Annotated in this window: 4 protein-coding genes; 2 read left to right on the top strand and 2 right to left on the bottom strand. The window is 76.4% G+C overall.

What is annotated here, in order from left to right; all coding sequences use genetic code 11:
• Positions 1 to 25: 25 nt before the first annotated feature.
• Entirely contained in the window at positions 26 to 2029 is a 2004-nt protein-coding gene (locus KPL57_RS55475; RefSeq protein WP_226358278.1) for an ABC transporter ATP-binding protein, read from the bottom strand.
• A complete protein-coding gene (locus KPL57_RS55470; RefSeq protein ID WP_226358277.1) occupies positions 2026 to 3789 on the bottom strand; it encodes an ABC transporter ATP-binding protein in 1764 nt (587 codons plus the stop codon). The genes KPL57_RS55475 and KPL57_RS55470 overlap by 4 nt, the downstream gene beginning before the upstream one ends.
• A 201-nt stretch (positions 3790 to 3990) precedes the next feature.
• Here KPL57_RS55470 and KPL57_RS55465 point away from each other — a divergent pair, with 201 nt between their 5' ends.
• Both KPL57_RS55465 and KPL57_RS68290 read left to right on the top strand, forming a co-directional pair.
• Complete coding sequence (locus KPL57_RS55465) at positions 3991 to 5022, top strand: GDP-mannose 4,6-dehydratase (protein ID WP_020627527.1); 1032 nt, start codon at positions 3991 to 3993, stop codon at positions 5020 to 5022.
• A gap of 118 nt (positions 5023 to 5140) precedes the next feature.
• The gene (locus KPL57_RS68290) at positions 5141 to 16924 is read left to right on the top strand and encodes a type I polyketide synthase (RefSeq protein WP_374203934.1); all 11784 of its coding nucleotides are present in this window, start codon (positions 5141 to 5143) and stop codon (positions 16922 to 16924) included.
• Positions 16925 to 17154 lie beyond the last annotated feature (230 nt).

The raw sequence follows: 17154 nt of genomic DNA, 5'->3' as shown, positions 1-17154 counted from the left end.
TCCCTTCGCGGGTGCGGGTACCGCCTCACGGGGTCCGGATCTGCGCGCCGTCCCCTCGCCCGGAGTCAACCCCGGCAGCAGCGGGCAAAACCCCAGATGCGTCGTCGGCGGTCGTCCCGGCGGCGTGCAGCCGGGCGTAGGCCCCGCCCCGGGCGAGGAGCTCGGAGTGCGAGCCGCGCTCGAGGATCCGTCCGGCGTCCATGACGACGATCAGGTCCGCGGCGCGCACGGTGGACAGCCGGTGCGCGATGACGAACCCGGTACGGCCGCGTCGCACCGCCGCCATCGCCTCCTGCACCAGCACCTCGGTGCGGGTGTCGATGGAGCTGGTCGCCTCGTCGAGCAGCAGTACCGCCGGGTCGCTCAGGTACGCCCGGGCCAGCGTGATCAGCTGGCGCTCACCGGCGCTGACGCCGGGCCGGTCGACGTCGACGACGGTGTCGTAGCCGTCGGGGAGCCGGCGCACCATCTCGTCGACGCAGGTGGCCCGCGCCGCCGCCACGACCTCCTCGCGGCTCGCGTCCGGACGGCCGTAGGCGATGTTCTCGGCGATCGTGCCGCCGAACAGCCACGGCTCCTGCGGCACGACGCCGATCATGCGCCGCAGCTCGTCACGGGCCATCGTCGCGACGTCGACGCCGTCGAGCAGAACCCGCCCGGCGTGCGGTTCGTGGAAGCGCAGCAGCAGGTTGCCCAGCGTCGTCTTCCCGGCACCGGTCGCACCGACGACCGCCACCGTGCAGCCGGGCTCCACCCGCAGGGACAGGTCCTCGATCAGCGGCGTGTCGGGTCGGTAGCGGAAGCCCACCCGGTCGAACTCGACCAGCCCCCGCACCGTCGCCGGCCGGGCCGGGTCGACCGGGTCGGCGGACTGCTCGGGGGCGTCGAGCAGCGCGAACACCCGCTCGGCCGAGGCCAGTCCGGACTGGATCTGCGCGGAGAACCCGGCCAGGCTCACCACCGGCCTGCTGAAGATCATCACGAGCTGGGTGAACGCCTGGACGCCGCCGATCGTCATCGCACCCGCGGTGACCTGCAGGGCGCCCACGACGACGACCAGGACGTAGGCCAGGTCGGTCACGAAGCGGGTGCTCGGCTCGATCGTGCCGGTCACGGCCTGGGCGCGTCGCTCCGCCTCCCGCAGCGCCCGGTTGTGGCGGTCGAACTCCTCGGCGACGGCCTGCTGGCGGCGCATCGAGCTGACCAGGGCGTGCCCGCCGTAGGCCTGCTCCACGTGCGTGGTGACCGCGCCGGTCGCCTGCCACAGCTCGGCGAACCGGGGCTGCGCGCGGCGCGCCGCCCGTGCGGCCAGCACCGCGGCGACCGGCACCGCGACCACGACCACCGCGGCCAGCGTCGGGGACAGCACCGCCATCACCACGACCACCCCGACGACGTTCGCCACCGTCACGAAGAGCTGGCCGACGGCCAGCTGCAGCGACTGCTGCAGGTTGTCGACGTCGTTGGTGACCCGGCTGAGCAGGTCACCACGCGGGGTGCGGTCGAGCTCGGCCAGCGGCAACCGGCTGATCTTGCGGGCGAGACGTTCGCGCAGGTCCAACAGGATCCGCTGGACGACCCGCGCGACGACCCGGCCCTGCCAGCGGGCCAGCAGCGCCGAGCCCACGAACAGCACAGCGGCGACGGTCAGGACCGCGGCGAGGGCGGCCATGTCGACGCCCGCTCCGGGGGTGAAGTCGACGGTCCCGGCGACCTGGGCGAGAGTCTCGTCCCCCGACGCCCGCAGCCCGGCGACGACCTGCTCCTTGGTGGTGTCCGGACCCACCGAGCGACCGATCAGCCCGGCCGCGACGAGGTCGGTCGCCCGCCCCAGGAGCACGGGCCCCAGCAGGTTCGTCGCCGTCGCCACCAGCCCGAGCCCGACGATCAGTGCGGCCGCGGGGCGGTGCGCGGCGAACAGTCCCGCGACCCGCCTCGCCGTCGCGCGCGGGCCCCCGGACCGTGCCGTGCCGTCCGCTGTGCCGTTTGCGGTGTCCTGCGCGGTGACCTCCGTCGTGCCGTCGCTCATCGCAGGCCTCCGACGACCGGCTCGGCCACGGCCTGCTGGGACCGCACGATCTCGGCGAAGACCGGGTCCTCGCGCAGCAACGTGTCGTGGTCACCGCAGGCCACCATCCGGCCCCCGTCGAGGACGACGATGCGGTCCGCCGTGGCCGCGGTGGCGACCCGCTGGGTGACCAGCAGCACCGTCGCGCCGCCGGTCCGTGCCGCCAGCCCGGCACGCACCTCGCGTTCGGTGGTGGTGTCGAGGGCGGAGAAACAGTCGTCGAGCAGGTAGACGCGTGGCCTGCGCAGCAGCGTGCGGGCCAGCGCGAGCCGTTGTCGCTGTCCACCGGAGAGGTTGCGGCCGTCCGGCGAGACCGCGGACTCCAGCCCGTCCGGGAGGCCCCGCACCAGCTCGTCCGCGCGGACGGCGGCCAGCGCGTCCCACAGCTGCTCGTCGGTGGCGGCGGGGGCGCCGAACCGCAGGTTCGTGGCGACGGTGCCCGCGAACAGCTGCGCGGTCTGCGGCACCAGACCGACCCGGCGGGCCAGCTCGTCGGGATCCATCTCCCGGACGTCGACGTCGTCCACCCGGACGCTGCCCGACGTCGGATCGAGCAGCCGCACGACCAGCGACAACAGCGTGCTCTTCCCGCTGCCGGTGCCGCCGAGCACCGCGACCGTCTCGCCGGGGGCGACGGTGAGGTCGACACCGTCGAGCATCGGACGTTCGGCACCCGGGGCGACGTGTCCGACCCCGCGCAGCTCGACCCGGCCGCCGTCGGCCGGCCCGACCGTCGGGAACGACGGGACGCGGGGCTGCTCGGGGACGGGGGCGTCGAGCACCTCGGTCAGCCGGGCGACCGAGGTGCGGGCCCGGGCCGCGCCGGTGATGACGACGATCGTCATGACCATCGACAGCACGATCAGCGCCAGGTAGCCCAGGACCGCCGTCAGCACACCCAGCGGCATGAGCCCGGCGTCGACCCGTCCCGCCCCCAGCCACACCAGGCCGACCGCGAACACGTTCATCACCAGGGTGACCAGCGCCGGGAAGGTCGCCATCTGGTACCCCAGCCGCAGCCCCGGGTCGTGGAGCTCGCGGTTCGCCCCGGCGAACCGCGCGTGCTCGCGGCGGTCCTGCACGAACGCCCGGACCACCCGTACCCCGGCGATCTGCTCACGCAGGATCCGGTTGACCCGGTCGGTCGCGGTCTGCAGCCGGTCGTAGAGCGGGAACATCTGCACCAGCAGCCGCCCGATGGTCACCGCCACCACCACGAAGAGCCCCACCAGCACCAGCCCGATCCACGGGTCCAGGGCCGTCGCCAGCGCCAGCCCGCCCAGGGACATCACCACGGCCGTCACCGCGACGTCGAACAGGGCCAGACACAGCTGCTGCACCTGCCGGACGTCGTTCACCGAGCGGGTGATCAGCGACGGGACACCGAACCGGCCGACCTGCTGGGCCGACAGCGACAGCACCCGCGAGACCACGGCGGTGCGCAGGTCGTAGCCGAGCTGCGCGGCGACCCGGGCGGCGAGCCACTGGGCCGCGACCGACGCCACGACCTGCAGCACCGCCACCCCGGCCATCACGGCCGCGATGCGGCCGACGAACCCGACGTCGCCACGCACGATGCCGATGTCGATGACCGCGGCGGCGAGGGTGGGCAGGGTCAGCACGGCGGCGGTCTGCACCAGCTGCAGCAGCACGATCCCGGCGACGGTGAGCCGGTACGGCCGCAGGCCGGTGCGCAGGAACAGGACGAGATCTCGGACCACGGGTGTCCCTCTCCGGCACGGCGGGCCCGGCGAGCGAGTCGCGGGGAACGGACGCGTGCACCCGACCACGGCGGCGGCCCGGAAATCCCCAGAGCACGGTGCGGCGCACCGGTCATGTCTCGACGAATCACTAGTCGGCGCGAACCTACCGTCGCCGCCGGAGTGGGGGACACCCACCACACGTCGGAGGGAGACGACCCCATGCCGAGGCGCGCGTTGATCACCGGGATCACCGGGCAGGACGGTTCCTACCTCGCCGAGTACCTGTTGTCGCTGGGCTACGACGTGTGGGGTCTGGTCCGCGGGCAGTCGAACCCGCGCCAGTCCCGCATCAGCCGTCTCGCCGCGGACCTGTCCTTCGAGTACGGCGACCTGCTGGACCAGGCCAGCCTGGTGTCGGTGGTCGACCGGGTGCAGCCCGACGAGGTCTACAACCTCGGCGCGATCTCGTTCGTGCCGATGTCCTGGCAGCAGGCCGAGCTGGTCACCGAGGTGAACGGCATGGGCGTGCTGCGGATGCTCGAGGCCATCCGGATGGTGGGCGGCCTGTCCGGGTCGCGGGGCTCGGACGGCGGCGGGATCCGGTTCTACCAGGCGTCGTCGTCGGAGATGTTCGGCAAGGCCGCCGAGACCCCGCAGTCGGAGTCGACGGTGTTCCACCCGCGCAGCCCGTACGGCGTCGCGAAGGTGTACGGCCACTGCATCACCCGCAACTACCGCGAGTCCTTCGGCATGTACGCGGTGTCCGGGATGCTGTTCAACCACGAGTCCCCGCGCCGCGGCACGGAGTTCGTGACGCGCAAGATCTCGCTCGCGACGGCCAGGATCGCCTCGGGCCGGCAGGAGAAGCTGCACCTGGGCAACCTCGACGCGGTCCGCGACTGGGGCTTCGCCGGGGACTACGTGCAGGCCATGCACGCGATGCTGCAGCAGGACGAGCCGGGCGACTGGGTGATCGGCACCGGGGTCATGCACTCGGTCCGGGACGCGGTGCGCATCGCCTTCGAGCACGTCGGGCTGGACTGGCGCGACCACGTCGTGGTCGACCCCGCGCTGGTGCGTCCGGCCGAGGTCGAGGTGCTGTGCGCGGACACCACCCGCGCGACGGCGGCGCTCGGCTGGACGCCCGTGACGTCGTTCCCCGAGCTGATGCGGATGATGGTCGACTCCGACCTGGCGCAGCTCCGGCGCGAGGACAGCTACGGCGACCTGGTACCCGCCATGTCCTGGTGATCCGCGCAGGCCCGCGGCCGCCGCCCCCGCCCCCCGAACGCGGCCGGCGAGCGCCCCGCAGTCCACAGACGACCACGGCACCGCCGCACAGGCGTGAGTCCGCCGTACCTCGAGATGGGTGTGCCCCGCGATGGACAACGAACAGAAGCTCCGGGACTACCTGAAGCGGGCGAGCGCGGATCTGCGACGCACCCGCAAGCGGCTGCAGGACGTCGAGGCAGCCGCGCACGAGCCGATCGCGGTCGTCGGCATCGGCTGCCGCTACCCCGGCGGGGTGGACGGTCCCGAGGCGCTGTGGCGGATGCTGTCCGACGGCGGGCACGGGATCGGCCCGTTCCCCGACGACCGCGGCTGGGACCTGGCCGCCCTGGGGGCCGACCCGGACGCGAACGTCGGCGGCTTCCTCTACGACGCCCCCGACTTCGACGCCGACTTCTTCGGCATCTCCCCGCGCGAGGCCGTCGCCACGGACCCGCAGCAGCGGCTGCTGCTGGAGGTGACCTGGGAGGCGCTGGAGCGGGCCGGGATCGACCCCGGCACCCTGCGCGGGAGCGACACGGGTGTCTTCGCCGGCGCGATGGGTCAGCAGTACCCGATCGGTCCGGAGGAGGCCGAAGGCTTCCAGCTGACCGGGACGGCGAGCAGTGTGCTGTCCGGCCGGGTCTCCTACGTCCTCGGCCTGGTCGGGCCGACCGTCACGGTGGACACCGCCTGCTCGTCGTCGCTGGTCACGCTGCACCTCGCGGCGCAGGCACTGCGGGCGGGGGAGTGCTCGTTGGCCCTGGCGGGCGGGGTCACCGTCATGTCGGGGCCGGTCACCTTCGCCGAGATGGGGCGCCAGGGCGGGCTCGCCGCGGACGGTTTCTGCCGCGCCTTCGACGACGACGCGAACGGCACCGGCTGGTCCGAGGGCGTCGGGGTGCTGGTCCTGGAACGCCTCTCCGACGCCCAGCGGCACGGCCACGACGTGCTCGCGGTGCTGCGCGGCTCGGCGGTGAACTCCGACGGGGCCTCGAACGGGCTGACCGCGCCGAACGGACCGTCCCAGCAGCGGGTGCTGACGCAGGCGCTGGCGCAGTCGCGGCTGGGCGTCGACGACGTCGACGTCGTCGACGCCCACGGCACCGGCACCGCGCTCGGCGACCCGATCGAGGCCCAGGCGCTGCTCGCGACCTACGGCCGCGGCCGCGAACAGCCGCTGCTGCTCGGCTCGGTCAAGTCCAACCTCGGGCACACCCAGGCCGCCGCGGGCGTCGCCGGTGTCATCAAGATGGTGCTGGCCCTGCAGCACGGCGTCGTCCCCGCGACGCTGCACGTGCGGACGCCGTCGACGAAGGTGGACTGGTCGAGCGGCGCCGTCGAGCTGGTCCGCGAGCAGGTCGCCTGGCCGGACCGGGGACGACCGCGGCGGGCCGGGGTGTCGTCGTTCGGGCTCTCCGGCACCAACGCCCACGTGATCGTGGAGCAGGCACCGGACCCGGCCCCCGCCACCGACACCGACCCCGCGGGCGACGACGGTGGGACCCCCGCCCCGGAGACACCCGCCCCGGTCGTGGCCGACATCGCCGCCGCGGTGCCGGTGCTGCTGTCCGGGCGCGGCGCCGAGGCGCTGCGGGCCCAGGCACAGCGGCTGCTCGACACACTCGACGGGGACGCGCCCGCCCCGCTGCTCGACCTGGGTTTCTCCGCCGCCACCACCCGCGCCGCGCTGGACCACCGGGCCGCGGTCGTCGCCGAGGATCCCGACCGGCTGCGCGCCGGGCTGCGGGCGATCGCGACGGGCGAGCCGCACCCCGCGGTGCTGCTCGGCACCGCCGGGCCGCGCACCCGCACCGCGTTCGTGTTCACCGGCCAGGGCGCCCAGCGGATCGGCGCCGGGCGCCGCCTCGCCGCCCGCTTCCCGGTCTTCGCCGAGGCGCTCTCCGAGGTCGTCGCCGAGCTCGACCGGCACCTGGACCGCCCGCTGACCGAGGTGCTGTGGGGCGAGGACCCCGACGCGCTCGACGCCACCGCCTACGCCCAGCCCGCGCTGTTCGCGGTCGAGGTCGCGCTGTACCGGCTGGTCCGGTCCTGGGGGGTCGTCCCCGACGCCGTCGCCGGCCACTCGGTCGGCGAGATCGCCGCCGCACACGTCGCCGGGGTCCTCGACCTGCCCGACGCCGCCGCACTGGTCACGGCGCGCGGCAGGCTCATGGCGGGCATGCCCGACGGCGGGGCGATGGTCGCCGTCGACGCGGGCGAGGAGGAGGTCGCCGGCCTGCTCGGCGAGCAGGTGGCGCTGGCCGCGGTCAACGGCACCCGGTCGGTCGTGCTGTCCGGCGACGCCGACGCCGTCGCCGAGGCCGCCGCGCGGCTCGCCGGCGACGGCCACCGCACGACCCGGCTGCGCGTCTCGCACGCCTTCCACTCCCACCACGCCGACCCGGTGCTGGCCGAGTTCCGCGAGGTCGTCGCCGGGCTGACCGTCCGCGAGCCGCTCGTCCCCGTCGTGTCGTCGGTGACCGGCACCCAGGCCACCCTCGACGAGCTCGGCTCGCCGGAGCACTGGGTCCGCCAGGTCCGCGACACGGTGCGGTTCGCCGACACCGTCGGCTGGCTGATCGAGCACGGCACCGGCGTCGTCGTCGAGCTCGGCCCGGACGCCGCGCTCACCCCCATGGTCCGCGACCGCGCCGCCGACAGCGGCGCGGCCGTCACCGCGCTGCCGGTGCTCCGCGCCGGGCACGACGAGACCGTCACCGCCGCGGCCGCCGCCGCCGGGCTGCACCTGCGCGGCGTCGGCGTCGACTGGGCCGCCTGGTTCGCCGGCACCGGTGCGCGCCGCACCACGCTGCCGACCTACGCCTTCCGGCGCCGGCGCTACTGGCCGCGCCGTCCGTCCGGCGCGGGTGACCTCCGCGCCGCCGGGCAGGGCGCCAGCGGGCACCCGCTGCTGTCCGCCGTCGTGTCGCTCGCCGGGGCCGGCGGGACCCTGCTCACCGGGCGGCTGTCGGTCGACAGCCACCCGTGGCTCGCCGACCACGTCGTGCACGGCACCGTCCTGCTGCCGGGCACCGCGTTCCTGGAGCTCGCCGTCCGGGCCGCCGACGAGGCGGGGTGCGACCGCGTCGAGGAGCTCACCCTCTCCACCCCGCTGGTGCTGCCCGAGCGTGGTGCCGTCCAGGTGCAGATGTGGGTCGGCGACGCCGACCCGGACGGGGTCCGCGAGGTGCGGATCCACTCGCGCCCGGCCGACGACGACGAGCACCCGTGGATCACCCACGCCACCGGTCTGCTCGCGACCGGTGCCTCCGGGCCCGGTCCGCGACCCGACCGGAGCGTGGCGGACGGGGACGTCGTCGACGGCGCCGAGCTCTACGAACGCCTGGCCGGGCACGGCTTCGGCTACGGCCCGGTCTTCCGCGGACTGCGCACCGCGACGCCCGTCGACCCCGCGGCGGGCGCCGGATCCGGCGTCGACGTCGTGGTGGAGCTGCCCGCCGGTACCGAGCACGACGGGTTCGGCATCCACCCCGCGCTGCTCGACGCCGTGCTGCACGCCACCGCGCTGCTCGGCGAGGCCGGACCCGGGGAACACACCGGTGGGCTGCCGTTCTCCTGGCAGGGCGTCAGCCTGCACGCCTCCGGCGCCACCGCGGTCCGGGCCCGGCTCACGCCCGTCGCGGGCGGGGTCGCGATCGACGTCCGCGACCCCGACGGCGAGCCGGTCGCGACCGTCGAGTCCCTGGCGCTGCGCCCGCTCGCCGACGCCGCCGTGCCCGAGCCGGGTGCCCGCCCCCGCGCGCTGTACGGCATCGGCAGCACGGTCGTCACCCCGGCCGCGGGTACCCCGGTCCCCGAGACCGCGCTGCTCGGCCCGGCCACCGCTGTCGCGGAGCTCGGGCTGGACCCGAGGACCCCGGTCGTCGCGACCGCCGCCGAGGCCGCCGGTGTGCCGGTCGTCGTTGCCCCGGTGGCCACGGGGGACGTCCACGACCCGGTCGCCGGGGCGCACGCCGCCACCGCCGCGGTGCTGGCGCTGCTGCAGGACTGGCTGGCCTGCGACGCGGTCACCGACGCCCGGCTCGTCGTCGTCCCGGACGGCGACGGGCCCGCCGCCGACGCGGTGCGCGGCCTCGTCCGCTCGGCCCAGGCCGAGCACCCCGGCCGGTTCGCCCTGCTCGACCCCGGCCCCGCCGACGGACGCGCCGACCTGGTGCCCGCCGCGCTCGCCGTCGACGAGCCGGAGATCGTCTGCCGCGACGGCGAGGTGCACGCCCGCAGGCTCGTCCGGCTGCCCGCCCCGGCCGAGGACCACACCCCCGGCTGGGCTCCGGCCGACACCGTCCTGGTCACCGGCGGCACGGGCGGGCTCGGCGCGCTCGTCGCCCGGCACCTGGTCACCGAGCACGGCGTCGGCGGCCTCGTGCTCGCCGGGCGCCGCGGCCCGGACGCCTCCGGCGCGGCGGAGCTCACCGCCGAGCTGACCGGACTCGGCGCGGACGTGGCCGTCGTGGCCTGCGACGTGACCGACCGCGACGCCGTCGCCGCGCTGCTCGACGCGCACCCGGTCACCGCGGTCGTGCACGCCGCGGGTGTCCTCGACGACGGCGTCGTCGACGGACTGACCGCCGGACGCGTCAGCGGGGTGCTCGCCCCGAAGGCCGACGCCGCCTGGCACCTGCACGAGCTCACCGCCGACCGGGAGCTCACCGCGTTCGTGCTGTTCTCCTCGGCCGCCGGTGTCCTCGGCACCCCCGGCCAGGCCGGCTACGCGGCGGCGAACGCGTTCCTCGACGGACTCGCCGCCCACCGGCGCGCCGCCGGGCTCGTCGCGACGTCGCTGGCGTGGGGCGCCTGGGACGGCCCCGGCATGCTCGCCGGAGCCGAGCCCGAGCGGCTGCGCCGGGCCGGGATGCCGGCCGTCGCCGTCGAGGAGGGGCTGGCCCTGCTCGACGCCGCCGTCCCCGGACCGGCCCCGCTGGTCCTGCCGCTCCCGCTCGACCTGTCGGTGCTGCGCGGGCTGCCCGAGGTCCCGCCGCTGCTGCGCGGCCTCGTCCGCGGGGCCCGCCGCTCCGCCGCGGGCACCGAACGTTCCCGCTCGCTGGCCCGCCGGCTCGCGGCCCTGTCCGGCGACGAGCGTGCCGCCGCGGTGCTGGAGCTCGTCCGCGGCCGGGTGGCCGCGGTGCTCGGGCACACCGGCGGCGACGAGATCGACCCCGACCGCCCGTTCTCCGAGCTCGGGTTCGACTCGCTGACCGCGGTCGACCTGCGCAACTCCCTGGGTGCCGCGACCGGACTGCGGCTGCCCGCCACCCTGGTCTTCGACCACCCCACACCGCGGGTGCTGGCCGGGCACGTCACCACCGAGCTCGCCGGTGCCGCGGCCACCGCGGACACCCCGACGCCGGCGACCACCGCGGCCCGGACCGCGGACGACCCGATCGTCGTCGTCGGCATGGGCTGCCGGTACCCGGGCGGCGTCGGCGGCCCGGACGAGCTGTGGCGGCTGGTCGACGAGGGCCGCGACGCGGTGTCCGGACTGCCGGTCGACCGCGGCTGGGACCTCGACGCGCTCTACCACCCCGACCCCGACCACCCCGGCACGTCCTACACCCGTTCCGGCGGGTTCCTGCACGACGCCTGCGAGTTCGACGCCGCGTTCTTCGGCATGAGCCCGCGCGAGGCGCTCGCCACCGACGCCCAGCAGCGGCTGCTCCTCGAGGCCTCCTGGGAGGCCGTCGAGCACGCCGGCATCGACCCCGGCACCCTGCGCGGCACCCGGACCGGGGTGTTCGCCGGGGTCATGTACAGCGACTACGGCGCGGGCACGGCCCCGTCCGAGGGGATGCAGGGCAGCGGCACCTCGCCGAGCATCGTCTCCGGCCGCGCCGCCTACACCCTCGGGCTGGAGGGCCCGGCCGTCACCCTCGACACCGCCTGCTCGTCGTCGCTGGTCGCGATGCACTGGGCGATGCAGGCACTGCGGGCGGGGGAGTGCTCGCTCGCACTGGCCGGCGGCGTCACCGTCATGTCCACCCCCGTCGCGCTGATCGAGTTCTCCCGGCAGCGCGGGCTCGCACCGGACGGACGGTCCAAGGCGTTCTCCGACGCCGCCGACGGCGTCAGCTGGGCGGAGGGCGTCGGCGTCGTCGTCCTGGAGCGGCTGTCCGACGCCCGCCGCAACGGGCACGAGGTGCTCGCCGTGGTCCGGGGCAGCGCGGTCAACTCCGACGGCGCCTCGAACGGCCTGATGGCGCCGAACGGCCCGGCGCAGCAGCGCGTCATCCGGCAGGCCCTGCGTTCGGCCGGGCTGACCACCGCCGACGTCGACGTGGTCGAGGCCCACGGCACCGGCACGGTGCTCGGTGACCCGATCGAGGCCCAGGCGCTGCTCGCCACCTACGGGCAGGACCGGGACACCCTGCTGCTGCTCGGCTCGGTGAAGTCGAACCTGGGGCACACACAGGCCGCGGCCGGTGTCGCCGGAGTGATCAAGATGGTGCAGGCGATGCGGCACGGCAGGGTGCCGCGCACCCTGCACGTCGGGACGCCGTCGCGGCACGTCGACTGGGAGTCCGGCGCCGTCGACCTGGTCACCGAGCCCACGGACTGGCCGGAGGCCGGCCGCCTCCGCCGGGCCGCGGTGTCCTCCTTCGGGATCAGCGGCACCAACGCCCACATCGTGCTGGAGCAGGCGCCGCCGGCCCCCGCCGTGGCGCCCACCGTGATCGACCCCGGCACCGGCGCCGTGGCGCTGCACGTGTCCGGGCGCACCGAGGGCGCCGTCCGCGACCAGGCCGCACGGCTGCGCGCCCGGCTGGAGCAGCAGCCCGGCGCCGACCTCGCCGACGTCGCGTTCTCGCTGGCCACCACCCGGTCGGCGTTCGAGCACCGGGCCGCGGTCGTCGCCGACGACCGGGACGGGGTGCTGCGCGGGCTCGCAGCACTCGCCGCGGGCGAGCCGGACCCCGGCGTCCTCACCGGACGGGCCGCGGCCGCAGGACCGGTCGCCGTGCTGTTCGGCGGACAGGGCAGCCAACGCGCCGGCGCCGGGGCGCGGCTGCGTGAGCGGTTCCCCGCGTTCGCCACCGCCCTCGACGAGGTCGTCGCCGCCCTCGACCCGCACCTGGACCGCCCGCTGTACGAGGTGCTGCACGCCGCCGAGGGCAGCGCCGAGGCCGAGCTGCTCGGACGGACCCGCTACGCCCAGCCCGCGCTGTTCGCCGTCGAGGTCGCCCTCTACCGCCTGCTCACCTCCTGGGGCGTGCGCCCGGCGCGGGTCGGCGGGCACTCGGTCGGCGAGATCGCCGACGCGCACGTCGCCGGGGTCCTCGACCTCGCCGACGCCGCCGCGCTCGTCGCCGCCCGCGGCCGCCTGCTGGACGCCCTGCCCGACGGCGGGGCCATGATCGCCGTCGAGACCACGGAGGAGCAGGCACGCGCCGCGCTCACCGACGGCGTCGCGGTCGCGGCGGTCAACGGGCCGACCTCGGTCGTGCTCTCCGGTGCCGCCGACGCCACCGAGCGGGTCGCCGCCACGTTCGCCGCGCAGGGCCGCCGCACCACCCGGCTCGACGTCAGCCACGCCTTCCACTCGCCCCTGATGGAGCCCGTCCTCGACGGGTTCCGCCGGGTCGTCGAGGGCCTGACGTTCGCCGAGCCCGCACTGGAGATGGTCTCCACCGTCACCGGGGCACCGGCCGTGGCGGGCGACCTGGCCTCGCCGGACTACTGGGTCGCCCACGTCCGCTCCACCGTGCGGTTCGCCGACGCGGTCGCGGCGTTGCGCGACGCCGGCACCGGCGCCGTCGTCGAGGTGGGACCGGACACCGTGCTCGCTCCCGCCGTCCGGGCGGTGCTCGGCGACGCGGCCACCGTCACCGGGGTCCTGCGCGCCGGCCGCGAGGAGGACCTCTGCGCGCTGGCCGCGCTGGCCCGGCTGCACGTCGACGGCGTCGCCACCGAGCCGGCCGCGCCGTACCCGGGAGCCCGACGGGTCGCACTGCCCACCTACGCCTTCCAGCACACCCACTTCTGGCCGGTCGCCGACCTCGGCCCGGCACGGGGCACCACTGCGGGCGGGGCGGCGGACGGGGCACTGTGGGACGCCGTCGACCGCGGCGACGCCGAGGACCTCGGCGCCCTGCTGCGGCTGCCCGCCGGCGACCGCGCCGCGCTCGACGCGGTGCTCCCCGCCCTGTCGTCGTGGCGCTCGGGCAGCCGTCGGCGCACACAGCTCGACGGCTGGCGCTACCGGGTCACCTGGAGCCCGGTGCGGGTCACCGACAGCCCGGTGCTCGACGGCGACTGGCTGCTGCTCGCCCCGGCCGCCGGCGCGCCGGACCCCGGCGTGCTCGACCCGTCCGCCCTGCGCGACGCGATGAGCGTGCACGGCGCCCGGGTCCACCTCGTCGAGGTCGACGCCTCCTGCACCGACCACGCCGTGCTCGCCGAGCGGGTCGGCGCCGCACCGTCGGGCCGCTGGACCGGCGCGGTGTCGCTGCTCGCCGCCGACGGGTCGGCGCACCCGCTGCTCTCGGGCGGGCTCGCACTCACCGTCGCCGCCGTCCGCGCGGTCGACGCACCGCTGTGGGCGATCACCCGCGGGGCCGTCGGCACCGGCGGCGGTGACCTGGCCCGGTCGCCGCACCAGGCGGCCGTCGCCGGGTTCGGCCGCGCCGTCGCCCTGGAACTGCCGCACCGCTGGGGCGGCACCGTCGACCTGCCCGCAGGCGGCGACCCGACCGAGGTGCCGGCGGGAGTGCTGTCGGCACTGTCCGGGCTGGGGGAGGACCAGCTCGCCGTCCGCGACACCGGTCTGCTCGCCCGTCGGCTGGCGCGGCGCCCCGGACGTCCGCTGCCCGAGCAGTACCGGGTGCACGGCACCGTCCTGGTCACCGGTGGCACCGGTGGCCTGGGTGCCGCCATCGCCGGGCGGCTCGCCGACCTCGGTGCCGGGCGGCTGGTGCTCACCGGGCGCCGCGGTCCCGACGCCCCCGGCGCCGAGGAGCTGCGCGCCGACCTGGAGGCCCGCGGGGCCGAGGTCCGCTTCGCCGCCTGCGACGCGGCCGACCGCGACGCGCTCGCCACCGTCCTGGACTCCGCGGGCGACGACGAGCTGCCGCTCACCGGGGTCGTGCACGCCGCCGGTCTCGGCCAGCGCACGGCACTGGCCGAGACCTCCGACGACGAGCTCGCCGCCGTCCTGGCCGCCAAGGCCACCGGCGCCGAGCTGCTCGACGAGCTGCTCGGTGACCGCGATCTCGACCTGTTCCTGCTGGTCGGCTCGATCGCCGGAGTGTGGGGCAGCGGCGGGCAGACGGCCTACGCGGCCGCCAACGCACACCTCGACGCCCTCGCCGAGTCCCGCCGGGCCCGCGGCCTGACCGCCACCTCGGTGGCGTGGGGACCGTGGGGCGAGATCGGGATGGCCGCCGAGCACACCGCCGACGACCTCACCCGACGCGGACTGGCCCTGCTCGCGGCGGACGCGGCCCTCGACGAGCTCGTCCGGGCGCTGGCCGACGGGGACACCACCGTCACGGTCGCCGACGTCGACTGGGCCCGCTACCTGCCCGTGTTCACCTCGGTGCGCCCCAGCCCGCTGCTCGCCGACCTCGCCGAGCGGACGACACCGGTGGCGGCCGCCCCGGCCGGTGCCGGTGCCGGCGAGCTGCGCGGCCTGGCCCCCGCCGAGCGCCGCCGCAGGATCGTCACGCTGGTCCGCGCCGCCGCCGCGTCGGTGCTCGGACACGACTCCCCGGAGGGCATCGACCTCGACCTGCCGTTCCGCGACCTCGGTGTCGACTCGCTGACCGCGGTCGAGCTGCGCCGCGCGGTGGGCGACGCCACCGGTCTCGAGCTGCCCGCCACCCTGGTCTTCGACCACCCCACCCCGGCCGTGCTCGCCGCGTTCCTGGACGGGGAGCTCGGCGGGGCGACCGACCCCGCGGTCGACGGCCCCCCGCACACCCCCGTCCACGCCGCGGGCCCGGCCGACGAGCCGATCGCGATCGTCGGGATGAGCTGCCGGTTCCCCGGCGGCGCCGGCACCCCCGAGGAGTTCTGGGCCCTGCTCGACGACGACGTCGACGCCATCACCGAGTTCCCGGCCGACCGCGGGTGGGACGTGGCCGCCCTGCTCGACGCCGACCCGGACGCCCCCGGCGCGACCTACTCGCTGGCCGGGGGATTCCTGCCGGAGGCGGGCGACTTCGATCCCGGATTCTTCGGGATCAGCCCGCGCGAGGCGCTCGGGATGGACCCGCAGCAGCGGCTGCTGCTGCAGACGACCTGGGAGTCGATCGAGCGGGCCGGGATCGACCCGGCCGGGTTGCGCGGCACCCGTACCGGCGCCTTCGTCGGTGCCAGCTACGCCGAGTACGGCGGCAGCGAGGAGGGCTCGGAGGGCTACCAGGTCACCGGCACCCTGCCCAGCGTGCTGTCCGGGCGGCTGTCCTACGTGCTCGGGCTGGAGGGCCCGGCGGTCACGGTGGACACGGCCTGCTCGTCGTCGCTGGTCGCGCTGCACCTGGCCGTGGCATCACTGCGGTCGGGCGAGTCCGACCTCGCGGTCGCCGCCGGTGTCACGGTCATGCCGAACCCGAAGCCGCTGATCGCGTTCAGCAGGCAGCGCGCGCTGGCCCGCGACGGCCGGTGCAAGGCGTTCTCCGACGACGCCGACGGCATGACCGTGTCCGAGGGCGTCGGCGTCGTGCTGGTCGAACGGCTCTCCGACGCCCGCCGCCACGGCCACGAGGTGCTCGCGGTCGTCCGTGGCTCCGCGGTCAACCAGGACGGTGCCTCCAACGGGCTCACCGCCCCGAACGGGCCGTCGCAGCAGCGGGTCATCCGGGCCGCGCTGGCCGCGGCCGGGCTCGCCGCCGACGAGATCGACGCGGTCGACGCGCACGGCACCGGCACCGCGCTCGGCGACCCGGTGGAGGCCCAGGCGCTGCTCGCCACCTACGGCCGCGACCGCGACGCGGAGCGGCCGCTCTGGCTGGGCTCGGTGAAGTCCAACATCGGGCACACCCAGTCCGCGGCGGGCGTCGCGAGCGTGCTGAAGATGGTGCTCGCGCTGCGGGCCGGCCTGCTGCCGCGCACCCTGCACGCCGGCACGCCCTCGTCGCACATCGACTGGGACGCCGGTGCCGTGGAGCTGCTCACCACGGCGCGGCCCTGGCCGCGTGGCGAGCGCCCCCGCCGCTGCGCGGTCTCGGCGTTCGGCATCAGCGGCACCAACGCGCACCTGGTCCTGGAGGAGGTTCCCGAGGAGCCGGCCACCGAGCCCACCGCGACCGTGCCCACCGCGACCGGGCCCACGGCGACCGAGCCGCCGGCCACCGACGGCCCCGTCGTCGCCTGGCCCCTCTCGGCGCGGACCGCGGAGGCGCTCGCCGACCAGACGGCGCGGCTGCGTGCCCACCTCGATGCCGTCCCCGCGGCCGCAGCGGACGTCGCGTTCTCGCTGGCCACCACACGAACGGCCTTCGAGCACCGCGCCGTGGTGGTCGGTCGCGACACCGCCGCGATGGCCGCGGCCCTGGCGGACCCGGCGGCCGCGGACGTCGTGACCGGGGTCGCGGACCTGGCGGGTCCGGTCGCGTTCGTCTTCCCCGGCCAGGGTGCCCAGTGGGCCGGCATGGGGGCCCGGCTGGCCGAACAGTCCCCGGTCTTCGCCGAGCGCCTCGCCGAGTGCGCGGCCGCGCTGGCCCCGCACGTCGACTGGTCGCTGCTCGACGTGCTCCGCGAGGTCGACGGCGCCCCGACCCTGGACCGGGTCGACGTCGTGCAGCCCGCGTCCTGGGCGGCGATGGTCTCGCTGGCGGCCCTCTGGCGCTCCCTCGGCGTCGAGCCGGACGCGGTCGTCGGACACTCCCAGGGCGAGATCGCCGCGGCGTGCGTGGCCGGGCGCTGAGCCTGGCCGACGGCGCCGCGGTCGTCGCCCGGCGCAGCCTCGCGATCGCGCGGCGGCTGTCCGGCCGCGGCGGCATCGCCTCGATCGCGCTGCCCGCCGAGCAGGTCTCGGCCCGGATCGAGCCGTGGGGTGAGCGGCTCTCGCTGGCCGCGGTGAACGGGCCCGGCGCGGTCGCGGTGTCCGGTGACTCCGCCGCCCTCGACGAGCTCCTCGAGGCCCTCGCGCGGACG

The organism is Pseudonocardia sp. ICBG601 (assembly GCF_020496245.1).
Note: the sequence above shows the minus strand (reverse complement) of the source record. Positions and strands in the feature narration are given on the sequence as shown.

Excerpts from the sequence above, each read along its gene's own strand:
- KPL57_RS55465 (WP_020627527.1), top strand. The coding sequence starts at position 3,991 with ATGCCGAGGCGCGCGTTGATCACCGGGATCACCGGGCAGGACGGTTCC.
- KPL57_RS55475 (WP_226358278.1), bottom strand. The coding sequence starts at position 2,029 with ATGAGCGACGGCACGACGGAGGTCACCGCGCAGGACACCGCAAACGGC.